Annotated in this window: 18 protein-coding genes and 2 pseudogenes; 14 read left to right on the forward strand and 6 right to left on the reverse strand. The window is 38.1% G+C overall.

Annotated features, from left to right (window positions below):
- From B2W36_RS10845 to B2W36_RS10865, 5 genes and pseudogenes are all read left to right on the forward strand, one after another.
- Nucleotides 1-318, forward strand: a pseudogene (locus B2W36_RS10845) (hypothetical protein); the annotation flags it as partial.
- Nucleotides 319-752: 434 nt separating this feature from the next.
- On the forward strand, nucleotides 753-1,199 hold the full coding sequence (locus B2W36_RS10850; protein ID WP_293887733.1) for a hypothetical protein: 447 nt from the start codon (nucleotides 753-755) through the stop codon (nucleotides 1,197-1,199).
- A gap of 109 nt (nucleotides 1,200-1,308) precedes the next feature.
- The gene (locus B2W36_RS10855) at nucleotides 1,309-1,581 is read left to right on the forward strand and encodes a DUF1016 N-terminal domain-containing protein (protein ID WP_293887734.1); all 273 of its coding nucleotides are present in this window, start codon (nucleotides 1,309-1,311) and stop codon (nucleotides 1,579-1,581) included.
- 7 nt (nucleotides 1,582-1,588) lie between these two features.
- Nucleotides 1,589-2,091, forward strand: a pseudogene (locus B2W36_RS10860) (PDDEXK nuclease domain-containing protein).
- Between the two features lie 168 nt (nucleotides 2,092-2,259).
- Nucleotides 2,260-2,706: a nuclear transport factor 2 family protein gene (locus tag B2W36_RS10865; RefSeq protein WP_293887735.1), complete on the forward strand. Its 447-nt coding sequence runs from the start codon at nucleotides 2,260-2,262 to the stop codon at nucleotides 2,704-2,706.
- Nucleotides 2,707-2,800: 94 nt separating this feature from the next.
- Here the strand turns inward: B2W36_RS10865 and B2W36_RS10870 are convergent, their stop codons facing one another.
- On the reverse strand, nucleotides 2,801-3,256 hold the full coding sequence (locus tag B2W36_RS10870) for a macro domain-containing protein (RefSeq protein ID WP_293887736.1): 456 nt from the start codon (nucleotides 3,254-3,256) through the stop codon (nucleotides 2,801-2,803).
- 235 nt (nucleotides 3,257-3,491) lie between these two features.
- Between B2W36_RS10870 and B2W36_RS10875 the strand changes: the two genes are divergently transcribed.
- A complete protein-coding gene (locus B2W36_RS10875) occupies nucleotides 3,492-3,938 on the forward strand; it encodes a nuclear transport factor 2 family protein (protein ID WP_293887737.1) in 447 nt (148 codons plus the stop codon).
- Nucleotides 3,939-4,073: 135 nt separating this feature from the next.
- Here B2W36_RS10875 and B2W36_RS10880 read toward each other — a convergent pair whose 3' ends face one another.
- On the reverse strand, nucleotides 4,074-5,288 hold the full coding sequence (locus B2W36_RS10880; RefSeq protein ID WP_293887738.1) for a hypothetical protein: 1,215 nt from the start codon (nucleotides 5,286-5,288) through the stop codon (nucleotides 4,074-4,076).
- Nucleotides 5,289-5,714: 426 nt separating this feature from the next.
- Here B2W36_RS10880 and B2W36_RS10885 point away from each other — a divergent pair, with 426 nt between their 5' ends.
- The 3 genes from B2W36_RS10885 to B2W36_RS10895 all read left to right on the forward strand — a co-directional run bounded on the left by B2W36_RS10885 (nucleotide 5,715) and on the right by B2W36_RS10895 (nucleotide 8,342).
- Nucleotides 5,715-5,876, forward strand: coding sequence for a hypothetical protein (locus tag B2W36_RS10885; protein WP_293887739.1), 162 nt, complete (start codon nucleotides 5,715-5,717; stop codon nucleotides 5,874-5,876).
- A 325-nt stretch (nucleotides 5,877-6,201) separates the two neighbouring features.
- Nucleotides 6,202-7,662, forward strand: coding sequence for a tetratricopeptide repeat-containing sensor histidine kinase (locus B2W36_RS10890; protein ID WP_293887740.1), 1,461 nt, complete (start codon nucleotides 6,202-6,204; stop codon nucleotides 7,660-7,662).
- 14 nt (nucleotides 7,663-7,676) lie between these two features.
- Complete coding sequence (locus B2W36_RS10895; RefSeq protein ID WP_293887741.1) at nucleotides 7,677-8,342, forward strand: response regulator; 666 nt, start codon at nucleotides 7,677-7,679, stop codon at nucleotides 8,340-8,342.
- 251 nt (nucleotides 8,343-8,593) lie between these two features.
- On the opposite strand, the gene B2W36_RS10900 is transcribed toward B2W36_RS10895, so the two are convergent.
- A complete protein-coding gene (locus B2W36_RS10900) occupies nucleotides 8,594-9,082 on the reverse strand; it encodes a tetratricopeptide repeat protein (protein ID WP_293887742.1) in 489 nt (162 codons plus the stop codon).
- A gap of 236 nt (nucleotides 9,083-9,318) precedes the next feature.
- Between B2W36_RS10900 and B2W36_RS10905 the strand changes: the two genes are divergently transcribed.
- Genes B2W36_RS10905 through B2W36_RS10915 form a run of 3 tightly spaced genes read left to right on the forward strand, consistent with a single transcriptional unit; the run spans nucleotide 9,319 to nucleotide 12,988 of the window.
- On the forward strand, nucleotides 9,319-11,439 hold the full coding sequence (locus tag B2W36_RS10905; RefSeq protein ID WP_293887743.1) for a phospholipase D-like domain-containing protein: 2,121 nt from the start codon (nucleotides 9,319-9,321) through the stop codon (nucleotides 11,437-11,439).
- Between the two features lie 11 nt (nucleotides 11,440-11,450).
- Nucleotides 11,451-12,422 (forward strand): hypothetical protein, encoded by a 972-nt coding sequence (locus B2W36_RS10910; RefSeq protein ID WP_293887744.1) that lies wholly within the window; start codon nucleotides 11,451-11,453, stop codon nucleotides 12,420-12,422.
- A 5-nt stretch (nucleotides 12,423-12,427) separates the two neighbouring features.
- Complete coding sequence (locus B2W36_RS10915; RefSeq protein WP_293887745.1) at nucleotides 12,428-12,988, forward strand: thermonuclease family protein; 561 nt, start codon at nucleotides 12,428-12,430, stop codon at nucleotides 12,986-12,988.
- Between the two features lie 110 nt (nucleotides 12,989-13,098).
- Here the strand turns inward: B2W36_RS10915 and B2W36_RS10920 are convergent, their stop codons facing one another.
- The 3 genes from B2W36_RS10920 to B2W36_RS10930 form a co-directional block, all read right to left on the reverse strand.
- The gene (locus B2W36_RS10920; protein WP_293887746.1) at nucleotides 13,099-14,112 is read right to left on the reverse strand and encodes a hypothetical protein; all 1,014 of its coding nucleotides are present in this window, start codon (nucleotides 14,110-14,112) and stop codon (nucleotides 13,099-13,101) included.
- Nucleotides 14,105-15,034: a tetratricopeptide repeat protein gene (locus B2W36_RS10925; RefSeq protein ID WP_293887747.1), complete on the reverse strand. Its 930-nt coding sequence runs from the start codon at nucleotides 15,032-15,034 to the stop codon at nucleotides 14,105-14,107. The genes B2W36_RS10920 and B2W36_RS10925 overlap by 8 nt, the downstream gene beginning before the upstream one ends.
- A gap of 112 nt (nucleotides 15,035-15,146) precedes the next feature.
- Nucleotides 15,147-16,223, reverse strand: coding sequence for a type I restriction endonuclease (locus B2W36_RS10930; protein WP_293887748.1), 1,077 nt, complete (start codon nucleotides 16,221-16,223; stop codon nucleotides 15,147-15,149).
- A 210-nt stretch (nucleotides 16,224-16,433) separates the two neighbouring features.
- Here B2W36_RS10930 and B2W36_RS10935 point away from each other — a divergent pair, with 210 nt between their 5' ends.
- Both B2W36_RS10935 and B2W36_RS10940 read left to right on the forward strand, forming a co-directional pair.
- Nucleotides 16,434-17,588 carry a DUF4236 domain-containing protein gene (locus tag B2W36_RS10935; RefSeq protein WP_293887749.1) on the forward strand — a complete coding sequence of 385 codons (1,155 nt, stop codon included), beginning with the start codon at nucleotides 16,434-16,436 and terminating at the stop codon, nucleotides 17,586-17,588.
- A 29-nt stretch (nucleotides 17,589-17,617) separates the two neighbouring features.
- On the forward strand, nucleotides 17,618-18,121 hold the full coding sequence (locus tag B2W36_RS10940) for a hypothetical protein (protein WP_293887750.1): 504 nt from the start codon (nucleotides 17,618-17,620) through the stop codon (nucleotides 18,119-18,121).
- Nucleotides 18,122-18,218 lie beyond the last annotated feature (97 nt).

Consider the following 18,218-nt stretch of genomic DNA (forward strand, 5'->3'; position numbering starts at 1 on the left):
CCGCGACATCCTAATCAAGCAAGTAATAGTACCGCCTCGCTGATAAGTGTTGATTTGCTCTCTGTTATTTCTCTATTGGGAAAAAAACGTAACCCTCAATCCAAGCTCCAACAGAAATTAATAAAGGAAGAAGAAGAGCGGTATCTTGATAATACCTTTTCAAAACGTATGGTTCAAAGTTTGACGGGCCTTACAGGGGATTCTCTCCAAACTTTTATACAGTTGTACCGTCCGAATATTGATACAGCGAAATACATGTCCGACTATGATATGATCCTGCACATCAAGAAGAGTTATCAAGAATATATCGAACCTTAAGCAGTTTTAGTGTGTGAACTGCTCTTTTTTTGTTTTGATAATGTCATCACAAGTATTGCTATTTGGAATATTAGCATAATTGAAAGCCCTCTAGTAAAAAAATCAGCACCTCCATTTATACAGCGAAAAAATATTAATGATACTTCTAAAAGCATCAAGCAGTACATTAGTTTCTTAAAGATTGATTCCATGATCTTTCGAATTGGTAACTTTTCTCTATTAATCTTTCTTATACCAGTTTACGCAAATAAACCCTGTGTAGCAAATTTAAAAAAGGAAACTTGGCTAGAGATGTCCGTTAATCTCCCCATTCCCGCCATTCACCGAGTTTTCCCGATCGTTGGTCTAAAGCCGATAGGCTAGGGGCCTATTGTGTTGTAGTTTTGAGTCAACAAATAAGAACAGATAAACTAATACAATAAAGTAAGGACATTATGAAAACTCTAGTAAAAACATTCGCCGCAGCAGCTCTAATCGCAGTATCAACTTTCGCTATGGCAGCTGAAGGACCAGGAGCAAAAGCAACAAAAACAAACGTTAACCTTTCCACAGCAGACTTGGCTTTGGATCACTATGTTACGGTAACGACTGAAGGAGAATCATCAGGCGTAGAGCAATTATTCGCCGCTGATTTCAATCAAAAAATCCAAGCTACCAATGCACAGTCTAACAGCCGTAGTGCGGTAGTTAAACTATTGAAAAAGCAAAAAGGAGAGAAGTTGAACTGTGCAGTAAACACCGATATCCTTGAAGAATCAGCGGACTATATGGTCGCTAAAGTAACGTTGAAATTTGAAAACTTCACCAAGACGGATCTGGTTACTTTTGAGCGTGTGGGCAATGACTGGAAAGTATCCAAATCGATCAATTCGTATAAATAAGAGCGATTTCAAATCAATATATCATGTTATGACACCACATCGATTGATGTGGTGTTTTTTCTGATAATAAGATTTTCTTTTGATTGCTAATTTTTTTAGAATTTTATAATTGAGAAATAAACCTTTGTACATGGATCAGCGTTTTGAAGAAATTATTCAGCTTATTAAAGAGTCTCAATATGAATCTATTAAGGTAGTTAATATGGAATTAATGACTTTATATTGGCGTATTGGAAAGTATATTAGCGCGCGGATCGAAACTTCTGAATGGGGACAGTCGGTCGTCAAAGAATTGGCTTTTTTCATTAAACAGCACGAACCTGAATTGAAAGGTTTTTCATATTGGAAATGTAAAACTCTCGTCACTGCCGAGAGAATTTGAAGTAGACATTAATAAAGCGTTTAAAGATAGCTACGTTTTTGACTTTTTAAATTTACCAGAATCCTATAATGAAGGAGATCTTCAAAAAGGGCTGCTTCGTCAGATGAAAGATTTTATTCTTGAGCTAGGGCGAGATTTCCTATTTATTGACCAAGAATATAAAGTACAAGTGGGAAACTCTGACTTTTATATTGATCTACTTTTTTTCATAGAGGATTACAGTGCTCAGTGGCATTTGAATTAAAAGTAGATAAATTTAAGCCCGAGCATCTTGGTCAGTTGAATTTTTATCTAGAGGCTCTTGACCGAGACGTTAAGCGGTCCAATGAGAACGCAAGTATTGGTGTTCTATTATGTAAAGATAAAGATAGTGAGGTGGTTGAATATGCTTTGAGCCGCAGTCTTTCACCAACAGTAGTAGCGGAATATAAAACACAATTACCGGATAAAAAGCTACTTCAACAAAAGTTACACGAATTATTTGAACAAGCTGATAATAGTGATATTTAGATTGTTATTTGTTTACTATATATCGTCGGTGTAATCACCTCCCCATTTCCGCCATTCACCGGGTTTTCCCGATCGTTGGTCTAAAGCCCGTAGGCTAGGGGCCTATTGTGTTGTAGTTTTGAGTCAACAAATAAGAACTAAAAAATAACAATATAAAATAAAGACATTATGAAAACTCTAGTAAAAACATTCACAGCAGCAGCTTTAATCGCAGTATCTACTTTCGCTATGGCAGCTGAAGGACCTGGAGCAAAAGTAACAAAAGCAAACGTTAATCTTTCTACAGCAGACTTCGCTTTAGAGCATTATGTGGCGGTAACGACTGAAGGAGAATCAGCAGGAGTAGAGCAGTTATTCGCCGAAGATTTCAATCAAAAGATCCAAGCTTCCAATTCGCAGTCTAACAGCCGTAGTGCGGTAGTTAAACTATTGAAAAAGCAAAAAGAAGAGAAGTTAAACTGTATAGTAAGCACTGATATCATCGAGGAATCGGCAGATTATATGGTCGCTAAAGTAACTTTGAAATTTGAAAACTTCACCAAAACTGATCTCGTTACCTTGGAGCGTTTGGGGAATGACTGGAAAGTATCCAAATCAATTAATTCGTATAAATAAGAGCGATTTCAAATATATATATGTTGTAGAGCCACGTCGGGAGATGTGGCTTTTTTAGTTTTGTCTACTTACTACTAATTGTCAATTATTTTTTTTAAATATTTCTATAATTTTCTACAACGATAAGATCAATATCATCATAATCTTTGGCAACCCTGTTAATAGTAGCTTTTACATCGTCCCAAACTAAACCACCCAACCCAGCCCCAATTTTGGGGAGGGCTATTTTCTCAATGCCATTTTGGCGGGCATATACAAGCATTTTGAGAAGAGAATCTTCAATTGCTTTAAGCTCTGCCTTGGTTTTCCAGGTCTTTTGAGTGCCAAGATTGAAAACAGTGCCTTCACCATAATCGTAAGAAAAAACATCCCCAAGAGAGAAGTCACCATCTTTACAACGCTTTTTATATTCCAAATACATTTGATTATATTTTTCTTTGAATTGTAAAGCGATTCCTTTCCCCATTGCTCCAGTGCAATTACAACCATGAGCATAATTTTTTACATCAGGTAAATTGAATATGTTTCCAGAATCTAGATATGTGACCATTTTCTTTTTTTTAATGCGTAATAAAGTCCAATCATTCAGCTTCGAAGTCGAATTGTTGGGAGGATGAAGATGAACAAAATTATTCTGAAATGCAACTCAGTTTACCTCTCATTCCCACCACTCACCGAGTTTTTCTGATCGTTGGTCTAAAGACCATAGGCTAGGAGCGTATTGTGTAGTAGTTTTGAGTCAACAAATAAGAACAAAAATACTAACACAATAAAATAAAGACATTATGAAAACGCTAGTAAAAACATTCGCAGCAGCAGCTTTAATCGCAGTATCAACTTTCGCTATGTCAGCTGAAGGACCTGGAGCCAAAGCAACAAAAACAAACGTTAACCTTTCCATTGCAGACATGGCACTGGATCACTATGTTGCGGTAACGACTGAAGGAGAATCAGCAGGAGTAGAGCAGTTATTCGCCGAAGATTTTAATCAAAAGATCCAAGCTACCAATGCGCAGTCTAACAGCCGTAGCGAAGTGGTTAAATCGTTGAAAAAACAAAAAGGCGAAAAGCTAAACTGTACAGTAAGCACCGACATCATCGAGGAATCGGCAGACTATATGGTAGCTAAAGTGACTCTAAAATTTGAGAATTTCACCAAGACGGATCTTATTACCTTGGAGCGTGTGGGTAATGACTGGAGAGTATCCAAATCGATCAATTCGTATAAATAGAATTTTACAACTGATGGTTTGCCGGCGATAAAAGGCAAACCATTAGTGAATCATATGTTTAAGTTTAGTTTAAAGGCTAGGTCGCGAGATCTGGCTTTTTTTACGTTTGGTAATTTGCATTTGAACAACAAAAGATTATTGTTTTTGCATAATACCATATTTCTTGTTTTGATCGCCTTTGGCGTTTGCTCCTGCGTAGCTATCTAAAATCCGCATGGTGGCCGCTTTTAGGGAACGTCCGAATTCCGTGGGATGATAACCCGGTCCAGTAAAAAATTCTACCTCATGATTGATTTTTGAATACCATACTCTTCCTACATCCTTGGGACCTAGGGTATCTGGTCTCGTTATTTTCACAAATCCCTCGAGTTTGTTTTTATCTAAGCCTATCACTTGATAAGGCTGTGTCTTACTCTGACAATCTACCTCAATATATTTTTCTCCATTCCAGCACATGCACTCTTCAGGCGTCAGAAAATGTACGGTAGTCAATATTGCCAATATCAAAAGTGCTACACCTGAAAACCTCAATACAAGTTTGTTTTTTTTGAAAAATGGTCGGGGATCATTTTGTTGACTCTCATTTCCTTTATTGCTGTTATCTAAAATTATCTCATCCGAATTAATTATATCACTTACAGGTCGAATTTTTCTTGTTTCTGAATTTTCACCGTTTTCATTTTTACTCTCACTTGAATTAATGTCGATTTGATCTTCTGATTTTGTTGGAATGATATTGGGTTTATGTTCGAAAATAGTCACGCTACAAGTTTCTTCAGGACATAGAGGTCCTTGCGGATGATCGAGTGGTATGTCAGAGGCTAGCTCATTTATATCATTGACGTCAATTCCTAAGTGGTCCGAATTTTTGTCGTAAACTAATTCATCTTCGTTGTCTTGGTTAGAGGGTGGAAAAGTATTATCGTGAATGACCGTATCATCAACTGGTGCTGCACCATCTGTTTGGACTTCGTTCCCATAATTAAAGTTGTAGGGTCGCGGTTGAAAATTAATTAGTACAGCGAGAAATTTTACGACGTCTCTATCTGGGCTGCGTTTTGTATCTCCAATGATAAAATTTCTTAAAGCCCTGAATTTATCCGTATCCGAATCTTTAACTATTTCCCTGAGTGACTTACCTAGTTGCTTTTGTAGTTTCTTTTCATCTTTTTCTCTGAAATAATCAGTAAATACAATTTCATCCGCTTCAGAGAGCCCTTTCTCGAAACATTGTATAGACCAATTCTTAAGGTCTCCTGCTGAAGGCCATTCGCGGGAGAAATCAAGCTGTCTGTTTTTCTTTAAATCTAGGTAGCTGTCTCTTACAGCTTTTTGAAAATTCTCAAACATGATTCCAAAATTAATATCCATTCAGTAATGAAAATACGGGAAACCGTACCCCTGATAAGGTTAAAATATCATCTTGACCATTCGGAAAAATTTGGAAGACCGCCCGGGCTTTTGAAACATTATGAAACATCATGAAATGTTGTGAAGCATTGGAAGCGTTTGATAAAAAGGCTTTTAACGGCTATAACTTTGTTCTCGAAGTCAGATGATAAATCGATTAAAATATAAACTAAGATACTAATCTGATTTCACAATGAGAAGATCTCGCGGTAGTCTTTAGCCGGTTTGGGAAGCAGCTTCTGCCTCCCGCGATTGACACTCTTACTTCCCAAAAAATTCAGAAGGCCTTCTGAAAACATTTGTAGCAATCCCGTGCATGGTGCACGGGGCCTACTCATTTTTTCAACTTTTTAAATTTTTTGAGCGATGATAAGCTTTTTGTTATATCTATTATTTGGAATTGGTCAACCGTCTAATTCACAACCAAGCACTGGAACTCCAACAGTACAAACGGCAGATACTGATCAGCCTCCTACAGATCCTGGAGATGGAGGAGATAAAGGTAATGTAAGACCGCCAAATCCATAATATGTTTAAGGAGTAGGTAAACCACCTACTCCTTTTTTTGTGAAAATTTAACTGTTGTTATCTTGGTCAAAAATCAATAAATTCGATTAAAAATTTGGCCGTGTATAAATTACCTATCCTTCTATTTTTCCTAATTGGTATTTTAATGTCTTGTAACCAGAAAAGGGGAAAGACGTTAAAACAACCTAAGAATTTATATTATGAATGGGCGATGTCATCATTGAAAACGGGAAAATCTGATAGTTCATTTTTTTATTTTGAGAAAGCAAAAGAGCAATATTTATTAAACAATGATAGCCTAAATGTCGCTCGTTGCCTAATTAATATGGGAATTAATCTATATGATGTCGGTGATTTTTTTGGAGCGCAAGAGACTTCTTTGGAAGCAGTAAAATATTTAGATCCTAAAGATGTGAATGAAAGTAAGTTATTAGGGTATCTATACAATACAATTGGTAACGCAACGGATGAATTAAAGCATTATGATCAAGCCATTACATATTATCAACAAGCAATCAAATTTTCGATTGACTCAAGCGCTACTTTAATCTATAAAAATAACTTGGCAGTTTGTTTGCGAAATGCAAAGCGCTACCCGGAGTCAACTACACTGTTAAATTCAATCCTATCCAAAGTTGCAAATGGTACCACTGAATATGCTAAGTTCTTAAACAATTTGGCTAAGACTAGGTGGATGGCCGATTCCTCCTATAATCCTGTCCCATTATACCAAAAGGCACTAAATATACGTCTCAAAGAAAAAGATCTCTGGGGCCAAAATTCTAGTTACGCAAGTCTAGCCCAATATTATGAAAAAAAAAGTGCTGATTCTTCGATCTATTATTTGAACAAACAATACGATGTAGCAAAAGCAATTGGAAGTGCAGATGATCAGTTGAATGCATTAAGGGGCCTAATTCAATCCAATTCATCCAATTCTCAACGACATTTGTCTACCTATTTGGCACTCAATGACAGCATCCAGCAAGCCCGCTCTGCCGCCAAAAACCAGTTCGCCCTGATCCGCTATGAAGTCGAAAAAAATAAAGCCGATAATCTGCGGCTAGAAAAAGAAAACGCCGAAAAGCAGAACCGTCTTATACGACAACGAGTGATCACCGGTGCGAGTATTTTCTTGCTTGTTTTGGTTGCAGGTGGAGGAACCCTTTGGTACAAGCGGCGCAAGCAACGTCTTGTACTCGAAGCACAGAACCGCGTCAAAGAGACGCAGCTTCATCTTTCCAAGAAGATCCACGATGTCGTGGCCAATGGTATCTACCGGGTGATGTCGGAAATCGAACATGGTGATGAAGTGGATCGCGATGGTGTACTCGATAAACTGGAAAATATGTACCATCAGTCGCGCGATATCTCCCACGATGTCGAACAGCAAACTATCACCGAGATACCTTATAACGAACAACTGGCAAGCTTACTCAAATCCTTTGCCGCTGACCATCGGAAGGTATTAATCGCAGGAAATGATGCCGAACAATGGGACGATATTAACAAACGCATTAAAGATGAAGTCAAACATGTGCTTCAGGAGCTGATGGTCAATATGAAGAAACATAGTCAGGCCGAACAGGTCGTCGTACGTTTTGACATAACAGACCAACAGCTTAACATATTCTATAAGGATAATGGTGCTGGAATCCCTGAAGAAAAATCTAAAGGAAAAGGACTAGCGAATACGGTTTCCCGTATTGAAAGCCTTGGTGGTAAAATTACCTTTGTGAATGAACCGGGAAAAGGACTCAATATCACGACCATTATCCCCTTATAAAAAGACAATAATGTATGTTTAAGAAAGTACTCATTGCCGAAGACCACGAGATAGCTAACATTTCAGTGCAGAAAACCCTGCACGACCTTGGTATTCACAATACCAAATACGTTTATTATTGCGACCATGCATTGACCTGGATCAAAAATGCCATCCGTGATGGTGAACCTTATGATCTTTTGATTACGGATATCGAATTTGAAGATGATGATAGTCCGCAGGAAATAAAAGATGGGCTCTCACTGATCAAAGCTGTCAAGCTTGTACAGCCAGATATCAAGGTTATTGTCTTAACGGCCAAGGATCGTTCGTCCCTGATCAATGATATGTTCAAGAACAATGAGATCGACGGCCTTGTCCGCAAAGCACGGCGCGATGGCCAGCATCTGCGCGAGGCATTGCAAGCCGTTGATCAGAACCGAACGTACCAATCGCTCGACAGTAAAAAATTTATTCAGGAGCAGAACTCGCATGAATTTACCCAGTTTGACCTGCATATTATTAAACTCTTGTACGAAGGTGTGTCGCAAAAAGAGATGCCAAATTATTTGCAGCAACGTGATATCCGTCCGTCGAGTCTGAGTAGTATCGAGAAACGGCTCAACCTCATGAAGGATGTACTTGGATATACTAAAAACGAACAGCTTGTTGCGTATTGTAAAGAATTAGGTTTTATATAATAATCTTTGATATCGGATTACGGTTTTCCGTAAAGGTTCTTGGAGCTATCGTGCTACTTTTGTGAAAGCAAGGTAAATAATGAGGTAGGATTATTTGCTGAAAAAGATATCTAATGCATTCAAGATATTTAGTGCCATATTTTAACCAATTAAATGAAGAGAAAGGGCTATCCACCGATAGCCCTTATTTGTTTTTATAATCATTTGTAACGTTCAGACTTAGGGTGGATCCAGAGCTAAATGCCCCATTTTTAATTAGCTTGATTTGAAAACGTATTGATGGAGTTTAGCGCATAATAAGCAATTCCATTATCCGGATATTCTTCCAAAATGTCTTCGTAGAGCGCTTTTGCTTTTTCGGCTTGCCCAGTCTGCGAATAACAGAATGCAATATTGCAAAGTCCCATTTCCCGATAGCTCATTTTTGAAGCACTTAATATCGTTATCATACGATATCGGTCAATCCATTCGTTTCTTGTGAAATAATCAACACTCTCCTTGAAATAAGTGATAGCCGTTGAATAGTCGTTTTCTTTGACAGCTTTGATACCTTTTCGATGACTTCTAGGGATACCCATACGAAGAACAATTGCCAGGGTGGAAATAATAATAATGGGGTAGAAAATATCATTTGTTTGAAAGATATAGTCAAAACCAAATGTAAAACCTGCACTTATGGCAAATATAATGAAGTAAGCTGGCCAAGATATGGATCGATTTATTGGAAGATTTGAATTCATATGGATAAGAAATACGTTTTGGCTGTAATTTATCCAAAACTACACAATTTAGGATACAATGACCCTTAATACCATTTATTTTTTTGTTAAGTAGAGTGCCTGTCGAAATCTAATCGGCCCTAAGTTCAGTCTTTACGGGAAACCGTAGAATCGCGGTTACGGTTTTTGATAGTTTTGAATCGATAAAGCAACAAATAGCAGAAAAGTCAATTAACCGTATTTAACTGAAAAACACTATGAACACAGATCAATTGATCCAAGATACACTCTCCGATAGCAGAGTCATCTACGAACGTGTTAGGCAAGAACTTTCTAAAGCTCGATCCGAAGTTCTGATAGCAATGGCCTGGTTTACCGATAATGAATTGTTTGCCACAGTTCAGGGATGCCTTGATCGTCACGTTAAAGTTTCTATTATTATCTCCGATCAGCCCGATAATGAAAAGCTGGATTTTTCACTTTTAGAAAAGCAGGGGGCTGATGTAACCAAGGTCAAGAACGTCGGCTGGGGAATTATGAATCAAAAGTTCTGCGTGATCGATCAGAGCGTAGCCATAACAGGATCCTATAATTGGAGCAACAACTCCAAAAGTAACAACCATGTTAGCGTCATCGTGACCAATTACCCGAAGACCATTTCGGAACTTACAGAAACTTTTCATGGAATCCGCAACAGGGCCATACGAATCAATAATGGTGAATCTTTAGAAGATATTATTGCATCTGACAAAATTGAAATACCCATGCAGACGAAATTAGAAAATCAAACCTCGAGATACAAGGTATCATCGAGCAGTGATCTCAATTTTCAGCAGCAGTCCTTAAAAGAGTTTAAAGACGTGCTGGATAATATTATAGCTTCGGAGGTCGGCGCTTTTGATAAAGATTTAGTCAAACAGAGCGGGTATAATCGGGCCAAAGAAAACAATGGGGATCATCAGATACTTCACCAGGCGATGGACAGTCTTTACTCTAATTTTATTAATGAAATTGAAGTAATTGCCGAGAAGAAGGATCGCTTGAAAGTCCGTATTGATGAACAGCAAAAGGTGAGTACGACCAATATGGAATTTAAGACCGAACAGGAAGTCGAAAAGATCAAAACCAATACAGCCTTCGATCAGCAGAACCTGGATTCGGATATCAACATCTTGACAACAAAAATTGAAGAGAAGCGTCTGCTGATCAGCTCCAACAATAATACCAAGATACCATTTTTAGAAAGTAAGATCGTAGCGCTAAAGCAAAAGATTAGGGAGCTCGAAGTGGAGTTTGTAAAACCCAGTATCAATAAACCTGTGATGGCCATACTGATAGCAACCACCTTGCTGCTTGCCCTCTATATCTTTGTATTCTATTCTTCGGTAGCCTATATCTTTGTTTTTTCGAAAGAAGATATCAATAAAATGATTTTGATGGGAGCTGCCAATATTGAATCACCTGAAGTATTCAATCCACATGCGATCTCCAAAATAGGGCAGAAGGGATTGGGTGGTATACTATTCCTTTTTCTTTTTGTCGCCATTCCCTTGGCATTAGGGATGTATAAAGTGTTTAAAGACCTATTTGATTCAAAAGAAAAAGTAGAAACATCCAATAAGAGTATTTGGCAGAAAATTAAAGGTGGCTTTATTGACAACTTGGGAATTATTCTCATCGTCATTGTCGATATTTTTATTGCTTTTAAGGTGTCAAAAAACATCAATGATATCGATCTGTTGACCAATCAGACAGACCAGCATCTTACCTTGTCAACTGTATTCAGAGACAGTAATTTTTGGCTTGTATTTATCCTCGGAGCTTTGGGCGTTTTTCTATTTGGTTTCTTCTTTGAAAAATTATTGGCTCAGATCAACGAGCGTAATCTGTCCTTCCAACAACAGAAAACCAAACATATTGTACAGAGCCATCAGGCTGAAATCGAAGAATACCAAGAACAGATCAACAAAATCCAGCTTGAGAATGATGCATTGCAGTCCGAACTCTTTGCATTGCAGGTCAACAAAGAAGAGAAGATAACGCAGGTGCAGCAGCTGCCCATTCAACAGAACGAGCGAGTAGGAAGCTTACAGCATCAATTATTGACCTTCAAAGAGCGCATCAGCAATATCGGACAGATTTATAAGAGCCAGATTGACAATGATAAGTTGCCTATTTCCAAAGCCGAGATGGAAAATAGGGTCAATATCTATATGGAAGGATGGAGCAAATATTTGTATGAAGTATATGCGATCCTAAAAGCCGAAAATAAAACCCGTGAAGCCGTTGGGGAATGTGAGGCATGGCTGTCGAATCTAGGATTGCAATCTGATATCAAACATGAACTTTTAGAAGACCTTACAGCTTTTAACAACTAATCCATCAACCAATGAAAGTAACTAACATCTTGCCATTAGCCATCTTACCATTTTTTGTTGCTTGTATGAATGACGGTTCCTCCAAAGAGGAGGAGCTGCCCAATAATCGAGTGACGCTCAAAGACTATAATATTATTATTGCTCCAGATCTCTCCAACCGGATCAATATGGCGCTTTATCCCAAACCGATCCATGATACGGTTCTGATCAGCAGTTTAATTGGCCATAGCAGTGATCTGCTGAGCTTGAATACACGTCGTTCAGGGCAAGCCGATATTTATAAAATTGACTTTATCAACCGAGGGATATTGAACGGTGCATCATTTGAGCCTAAGAAAATGACCATTGATTTTAGTCGATTTGAAAACAACCAAATGGATCGGGTCAAATACATTCGCCAAGGATTGAAATCTGACGAACAGCAGTTTTCGGACGAAGTGAAACGGGTATATGATTATTCCTTAAAAAATCAGACGGGCGCCGATGTCTGGAATTACTTTAATGAAACTGTTAAATCCTCTTTGATAGATGCCTCTCCCAAGCGCATACAAAGTGGTAACAATATACTTGTTGACAAAAAAAATAACAATGTCGTTTTGCTTTTGACGGATGGTTACCTTGAGAATGCCAATAAGGGAAAGGGCTATCGCTTAGACCCTGCATTAATTGCTAAGATCCGCCAGGACTTTAAAGCAAGTAGAAAATCTGATCTAGCTGCATTTATTAAAGCTGATTCTGCCTATGCGCTCAATAAGACAGATTTTAACTTAAAAGATGTCAATATATTTATTGCCGAGCTTGTTGATCGATCCTTGGATAAATATGGTGTTGCAAAGGAACAGCCGACAGATTTTCAGATCATTAAGGTTGTTTGGGAAAAATGGCTGAAAGATAGCGGATCCCCAAATGTCAAAGTTGTTCAGGCAGTCAACACCAAGCAGGAGTTTTATCAAGAGTTTGAACAGTTTCTTAAAACACTATAGGCAACATGAAAAAATGGGTAAATATAATGATCAAACTGGGCGTAATTGCCCTGTTTTTTCTGATCGTGTTTTTGATGAGCTGTTCAAATGCTGAACACACTTTTAGATCAGTAGGTTTTTTTGAGAAAACTAACCTTCCGTATATTGAGGAAGTCAGGGTTTACAAAGTTGTAGACGGCGACACATTTTGGGTTAGGAACCGTCAGGGGAATAAAGTAAAAATTAGGCTGATCGGTATAGACGCACCTGAGGATAGAAACGCCTTCCATAAAAAGAAACATCCATTTGGAATCGTCTCCAAAAGGTATCTAGACAGTTTGATTCTCGATAAGAATATTCGATTGGAATATGATGTGGATTCACTTGATCGTTACGGTAGGACATTGGCATATGCTTATCTTAATGATGTTTTTATCAACGAGAAAATGATCAAGAATGGCTATGCTTTATTGATGACAGTACCACCCAATGTAAGGTATGCTTCACAGTTTGTAGAAGGACAAAACCATGCAAGATTAAATCGATTAGGACTTTGGAATTCAGATGCTGTACCTAACTTGGATTAATACGCTCCGGCTGAAGATATAATTTAAACGCCTGTTTTCCTATTGGACAGGCTTTTAAATTATATCCTATCTCCTCCACCCTCAATCTATTGTTTTTTTATCCTAAACAACTAGGTCGGCCAGTTCTGGCTTAGATATGCCCGCCATATCTTCTTCATCATAATTTCAAAGATGACTTGATCCTTTTTTGATATAAGTTTTGGTTCTTTACCCTTGTGTTTTTTGATCAGTACATGATCGGGCAAAATTTGGATATTGGAAATTTGGCCATAGGTGAGTTTCGAAACGCCATCGGTAGAAAAAAAGTATAATTTTTTGTTGGTCATCACGATTGAACCGCGCTTGATCAATTTATAGCTCGAATATCCTTTCTCAGAGCGTAATTCAAACCATTTAATGTCATTCTCCTCGTATAGGCATATTTCATTCTTCACGATTTCTTGATTTGTTCCCCACCTTTTAAGGGATTCCATTTCCAGTTGCCAGTATGAAAAGTATTTATTGAGCATTTTCCTTGTGGATTTAGACAAATCGATCTGACGTTTTTTTAATGAAGTTTTTAGTTCTGTCATTTCATTAAATGATATCCGTTTTTTTGAAATAAATGGTCTGAATAAAGCGTCCGTAAATTGCGTGTTTCGTTTGTCTTTAATCTCATTTAGAATCGTGTCAGTAATCTCAAAGAATTGGACCAATTTATTAAAATGAAGGAAATCAGTATCATCCAGCACCTGATCCTTAAGCAGTTTGATATATACACTATCAATCACATCAATGCCTAATTTTCGACGGTAATACGTTGCAGTGCTGTTGTCGATGAGTAACAAAGACTGTAAATGCCTTATATTATTCAGCTCTAATTCACTGATGATCCCATTTTTACAACATTCATGGATATAGGTGATATAAAATTCCTCCATATTCAAGCCGAAGCTTTTGTATACGGCGGTACCATACTTTGATACGATCAGCTCCATGTCATGGATGCGGACCGATTCTATTGGTTTATTTGCAAAGAGGTTATTGATTTCAATCACACAATTCTCATCTGGCTCTTGTTTGAACCAACGTTGTAAAAGACTTTTCTTGATGAGCGGTTTCTTTTCAAATATTTCCTTATTCATATTGTCTGTATTCTTGATATATGGGATCATTCCAGTTACATACACCGCCATGCCAGGAACAGGCTCCCCGGCCCCGTGCGTTAGATGTGGTGCCGTCACAGCATCTTGTCACGTAGCCGATAATTCTCTTTCTTAAGGGATTGATTGTGTTATATAATCTTTGCGCTGCGCTCGACCCAAGCTCTATCGCTATAGTGAGATCGTTGACAGCTTCTCGTGGCTGCCTTAGCTTTTGGTAGCATACCGCGCGCCGATAGTAATGGTCAACATTTTTATCTTGTGCTAATAAGTCATCCAATTTGCCTAAGGCATCGCTATACTTACCATGTTTGATTAATAGGTCTATTTGCGTCGATCTCAACTTATTTCGCTTATTTGTCAGCTGATCTACTTCATCGCTAAACTTTGCAAAAGTGTTTGCTTGATCAATTAAACGAAGGGATTTATCGATATCTTTTATTGGAGCATCCAGCATTTTCAAGTAATGATGAAGACTGTCTTTTCGGATGGCTTCATTTTTTGCCTCCAGCTCTTTCTCTTGTTTTTCAGCCTGTGCTAGTAATGCTCTGTCCTGTTCTTTTTGCAGCTGAAAGTGATGGCTCGCGATGCTAACCGGAATTGAAAAGATTATTAGTAGTCCAGTAATCAAGAGTTTTACTTTGGGAACTAGTTTGACGCGAAGCAGGTTTTCCCAGCCTGATTCAGTCGCGGGAATAAAAAGTGTCGATGTAGCGGCCAAGATCAATCCCGTTAACAGGTTATTAGCAAGCGCGAAAGCGGATAGCATAATACCACTGGATAACAGCATTTTCCACCAGGAGAATGTCTTTGTGTCTTTTTGGCTGCTTGATCCGTGGAAGATATCCTTAAATATCTTTTTGCTAGGCGATATCAACCCACTTACATATCTTCTGTTCATCATATAGAATGTTTTTTCGGCGCGAAAAATGAATTAGCTAAGTTTATAGGAAAAAATCGCTTAAGAATCCTTTCCTTAAGCGATTTCCAGATTATTGCAATAAATGAACTCTATTTTATTCATAGTTTTTTAATGCATCCGCAATTTCCTGCCGATAATTATAGATCTCGTCCAGAGAGGTTAAGAGCTTTTTGACTCCCTTGTCTTTTCCTTCTGAAAATACCTCTAGATATTTATTCGTCGAATTGAAATGTAGACGGGCTAGCGGCTTCCGATTATTATCATCGAGCAATATACCGAAGTAGGATTGTGTATCCCGGAAGGCGATGCGCGAAGAGGGGATATGCTCCCGCAAAATTGCTTTGACGATTTGTGAACCTTCGATTTCTTCCTCTGTTGTAATGATTTTATTCTCGTTTCCAACGTTCTCGTCTATGGGTTCAAGATCTGGAGCAGCTTTTGGCGGAATGGCATCATTGATGTTTAGTGCTGTCTTCAGTCTTGAATTTATGGATTCATTGATCGATGATGAAAGTGCCTTTTGGGTATATTCTTTAAACGCTGCCATTCTTGAGGCAATAAGCGGTTTTTCGAAAAATCTGCTCACCAATAATTTGACAAGTTCGTCCGATGGACCTTGTAGTTCTTTTTCAAATTCCTTACGAATAGCTTTAATGTATTTTAATCCCTCTGCGGAATCTAATATGCCTTCGAGATGGTATCCATTTTTCGTGAATTTCTCCAAGATCTTGATATTGGAATCTTTGAGATTGGAGAGGTCTAAGGTGAAAAAAGGTTTTTCATCCATGATATTTGGCTTCTCCAGATCAGCGTAAAAGTTATAGATATGACCATTGGTCAATACCCCAAATCTTGCTTTTGAAACATGAAAATAACGATGCAATTGTGAGTTATGCGCATCTGCTGTTTCTTTCCAGTGCTTACATTCGATGATCAAAATCGGCTCGTTATCTTTTTTAATGACATAGTCTACCTTTTCTCCCTTTTTGGTACCAATATCACAGATAAATTCAGGGATAACTTCGGTGGGGTTGAAGATATCATAACCCAAAATCTGAATAAAGGGCATGACAAAGGCATTTTTGGTTGCCTCTTCGGTACTTATTTGATCCTTAAGATTACCTACACGTTGATGTAGCTGCTCCAGTTTGAGTCGTAGATCGTTTTCCATAATGTTCATAAATATTGATTGTCGTCCAAATTTAATCAGGAAAACCCTGTCGGTGTTACGGGTTCCCGTAATGCTGAAACGGATTTTTTAAAACGATGTATCACCCGAATCGAGGTGAAGTTTCCTTTATGGGAAACCGTAAAAAAAGACTCAATACGGGCTATAAATTTGTTTCGAATTATTAATTATAAACATCTTAAATACAAAACAATGGCTTGGACTTTTAGAAGAAGAGTGAAGATCGTCCCCGGGGTACATCTCAACTTTAGTAAGAGCGGTATCTCTACATCAATAGGTGTAAAAGGAGCAAATATGACATTCGGTACCAATGGTACTTATTTAAACACAGGAATACCGGCATTGGGAATTTACAATAGGCAGAAAGTAAATGGGAACGGCTCACCATCTTCTTCTCCCGTAGTGCTGGATACTCCACCTGCGACACTGCCATATGTAGCTCCGACCGAAGCACAAAATCGAGGTAATATTTTTAGCGCCGACATCCATGAGATCACGAGCCAGGATATGGCGGGCATAAAAGAGGCAATTTTACTCGCGAGAGAGCAACGTCTATCATTGGAGAAAGATCTTGTTGAAATTAATGCAGCGATCAAATCCACAAAGAACAAAAAACTAATGAGCTACCTTTTGCTTTATGGATTGATCAATAAATCAATACCAGCACGGATGAAAGAAGATCTGAATGCGCAGGAAGAAGCTATCAAGCAGACAAACGAGCAAATAGAAGCCTCTTATGTTGATTTACAAGTTGATTTTGACCTTGAGTTAAAACAAAAGTATGATGTCTTGGTCTCAAGTTTTATCAACTTGGCGAAAAGTCAGAAAATATGGGACGTGACAAGTGCTCATTATGAGGATCGTACCATTACACGATCGTCAGCCAGTACCGTTGTAAGCAGAACCGATGTTCGATTTGGATTGAAGACGATCCCTGAATTTAAATCCGATATAAAGGCATTATATTTCCAGAATGCGAATGGGGCAGATCTCTACATCTATCCAAGTTTTATCGTTATGTACAGCAGATCCAAAGAGTTTGCCATTATCGGTTTGGACGAAATTAGCTTACAACAACATGCGGTAAGATTTACAGAGACGCAGGGTGTTCCAGCAGATTCAAAGACTATTGATATGACCTGGGCTAAGGTTAATAAAGATGGGAGCAGGGATAAAAGGTTTACCGGTAATTATCAAATACCTGTAGTACGCTATGGCGAAATTAAATTAAGAACTGCCACTGGGGTTAATGAAGAATATGAGTTCAGTAATTATGAAGCAACCGAGGCATTTGCAAATGCTTTTACTGAATATCAGCGTTCGGTAAGTCAGCTCGTCCAATGCTAGGAAAATATAAACTTTAAAAAACTAACAACATGCAACAAGAACGACAACACGGCAATGCCGAGAGTTTCTCAAGGAAATCGGGAACTCTAATGAGCAAACAGTTTCTTCCCATTGGAGAAGTCAAATCTGTAAAGATCCAAGTCGTGCAGTACAAGGATTTAATTAATGAAAATAAGGAACAGGCGATTCGTTTTGAATACGAATACTACGATAGTTATTTAGATCAGATGGAAACCAAGCTAGGCTCATTGGATAAGGATGAACTAGAAGGACTTATAAAATCCATTAATATTATGAGAACGGTCGTTTTTAATTCATTTCCTGAACACTATACTGAAGTAGGTTTTGTCAGTAGAACTGGATTTAAGGCTGGATGTTATTCTATGCCCGGAGATTGGAAATTCTATTTGCAGTTAGATCAATATGATGACCGCTCTTACATTTGGCTCAATAAAGAGGATTCGGCGACAATTTTAAATATTTTAGATCAATCTAACGAAAGGTTACTAATGCTAGGTAACAACGTTGATTAGTCATTGTTTTTTTCATACAGAGTTGATAACATGAAACTCTGTATGAAACATTTTTATATGAGTGTTGGCCATCTTTTGAGGGTGTAAAGTAAACTGT

Origin of the sequence: Sphingobacterium sp. UBA3549, from assembly GCF_002376635.1 — a bacterium.
Lineage (GTDB): Bacteria > Bacteroidota > Bacteroidia > Sphingobacteriales > Sphingobacteriaceae > Sphingobacterium.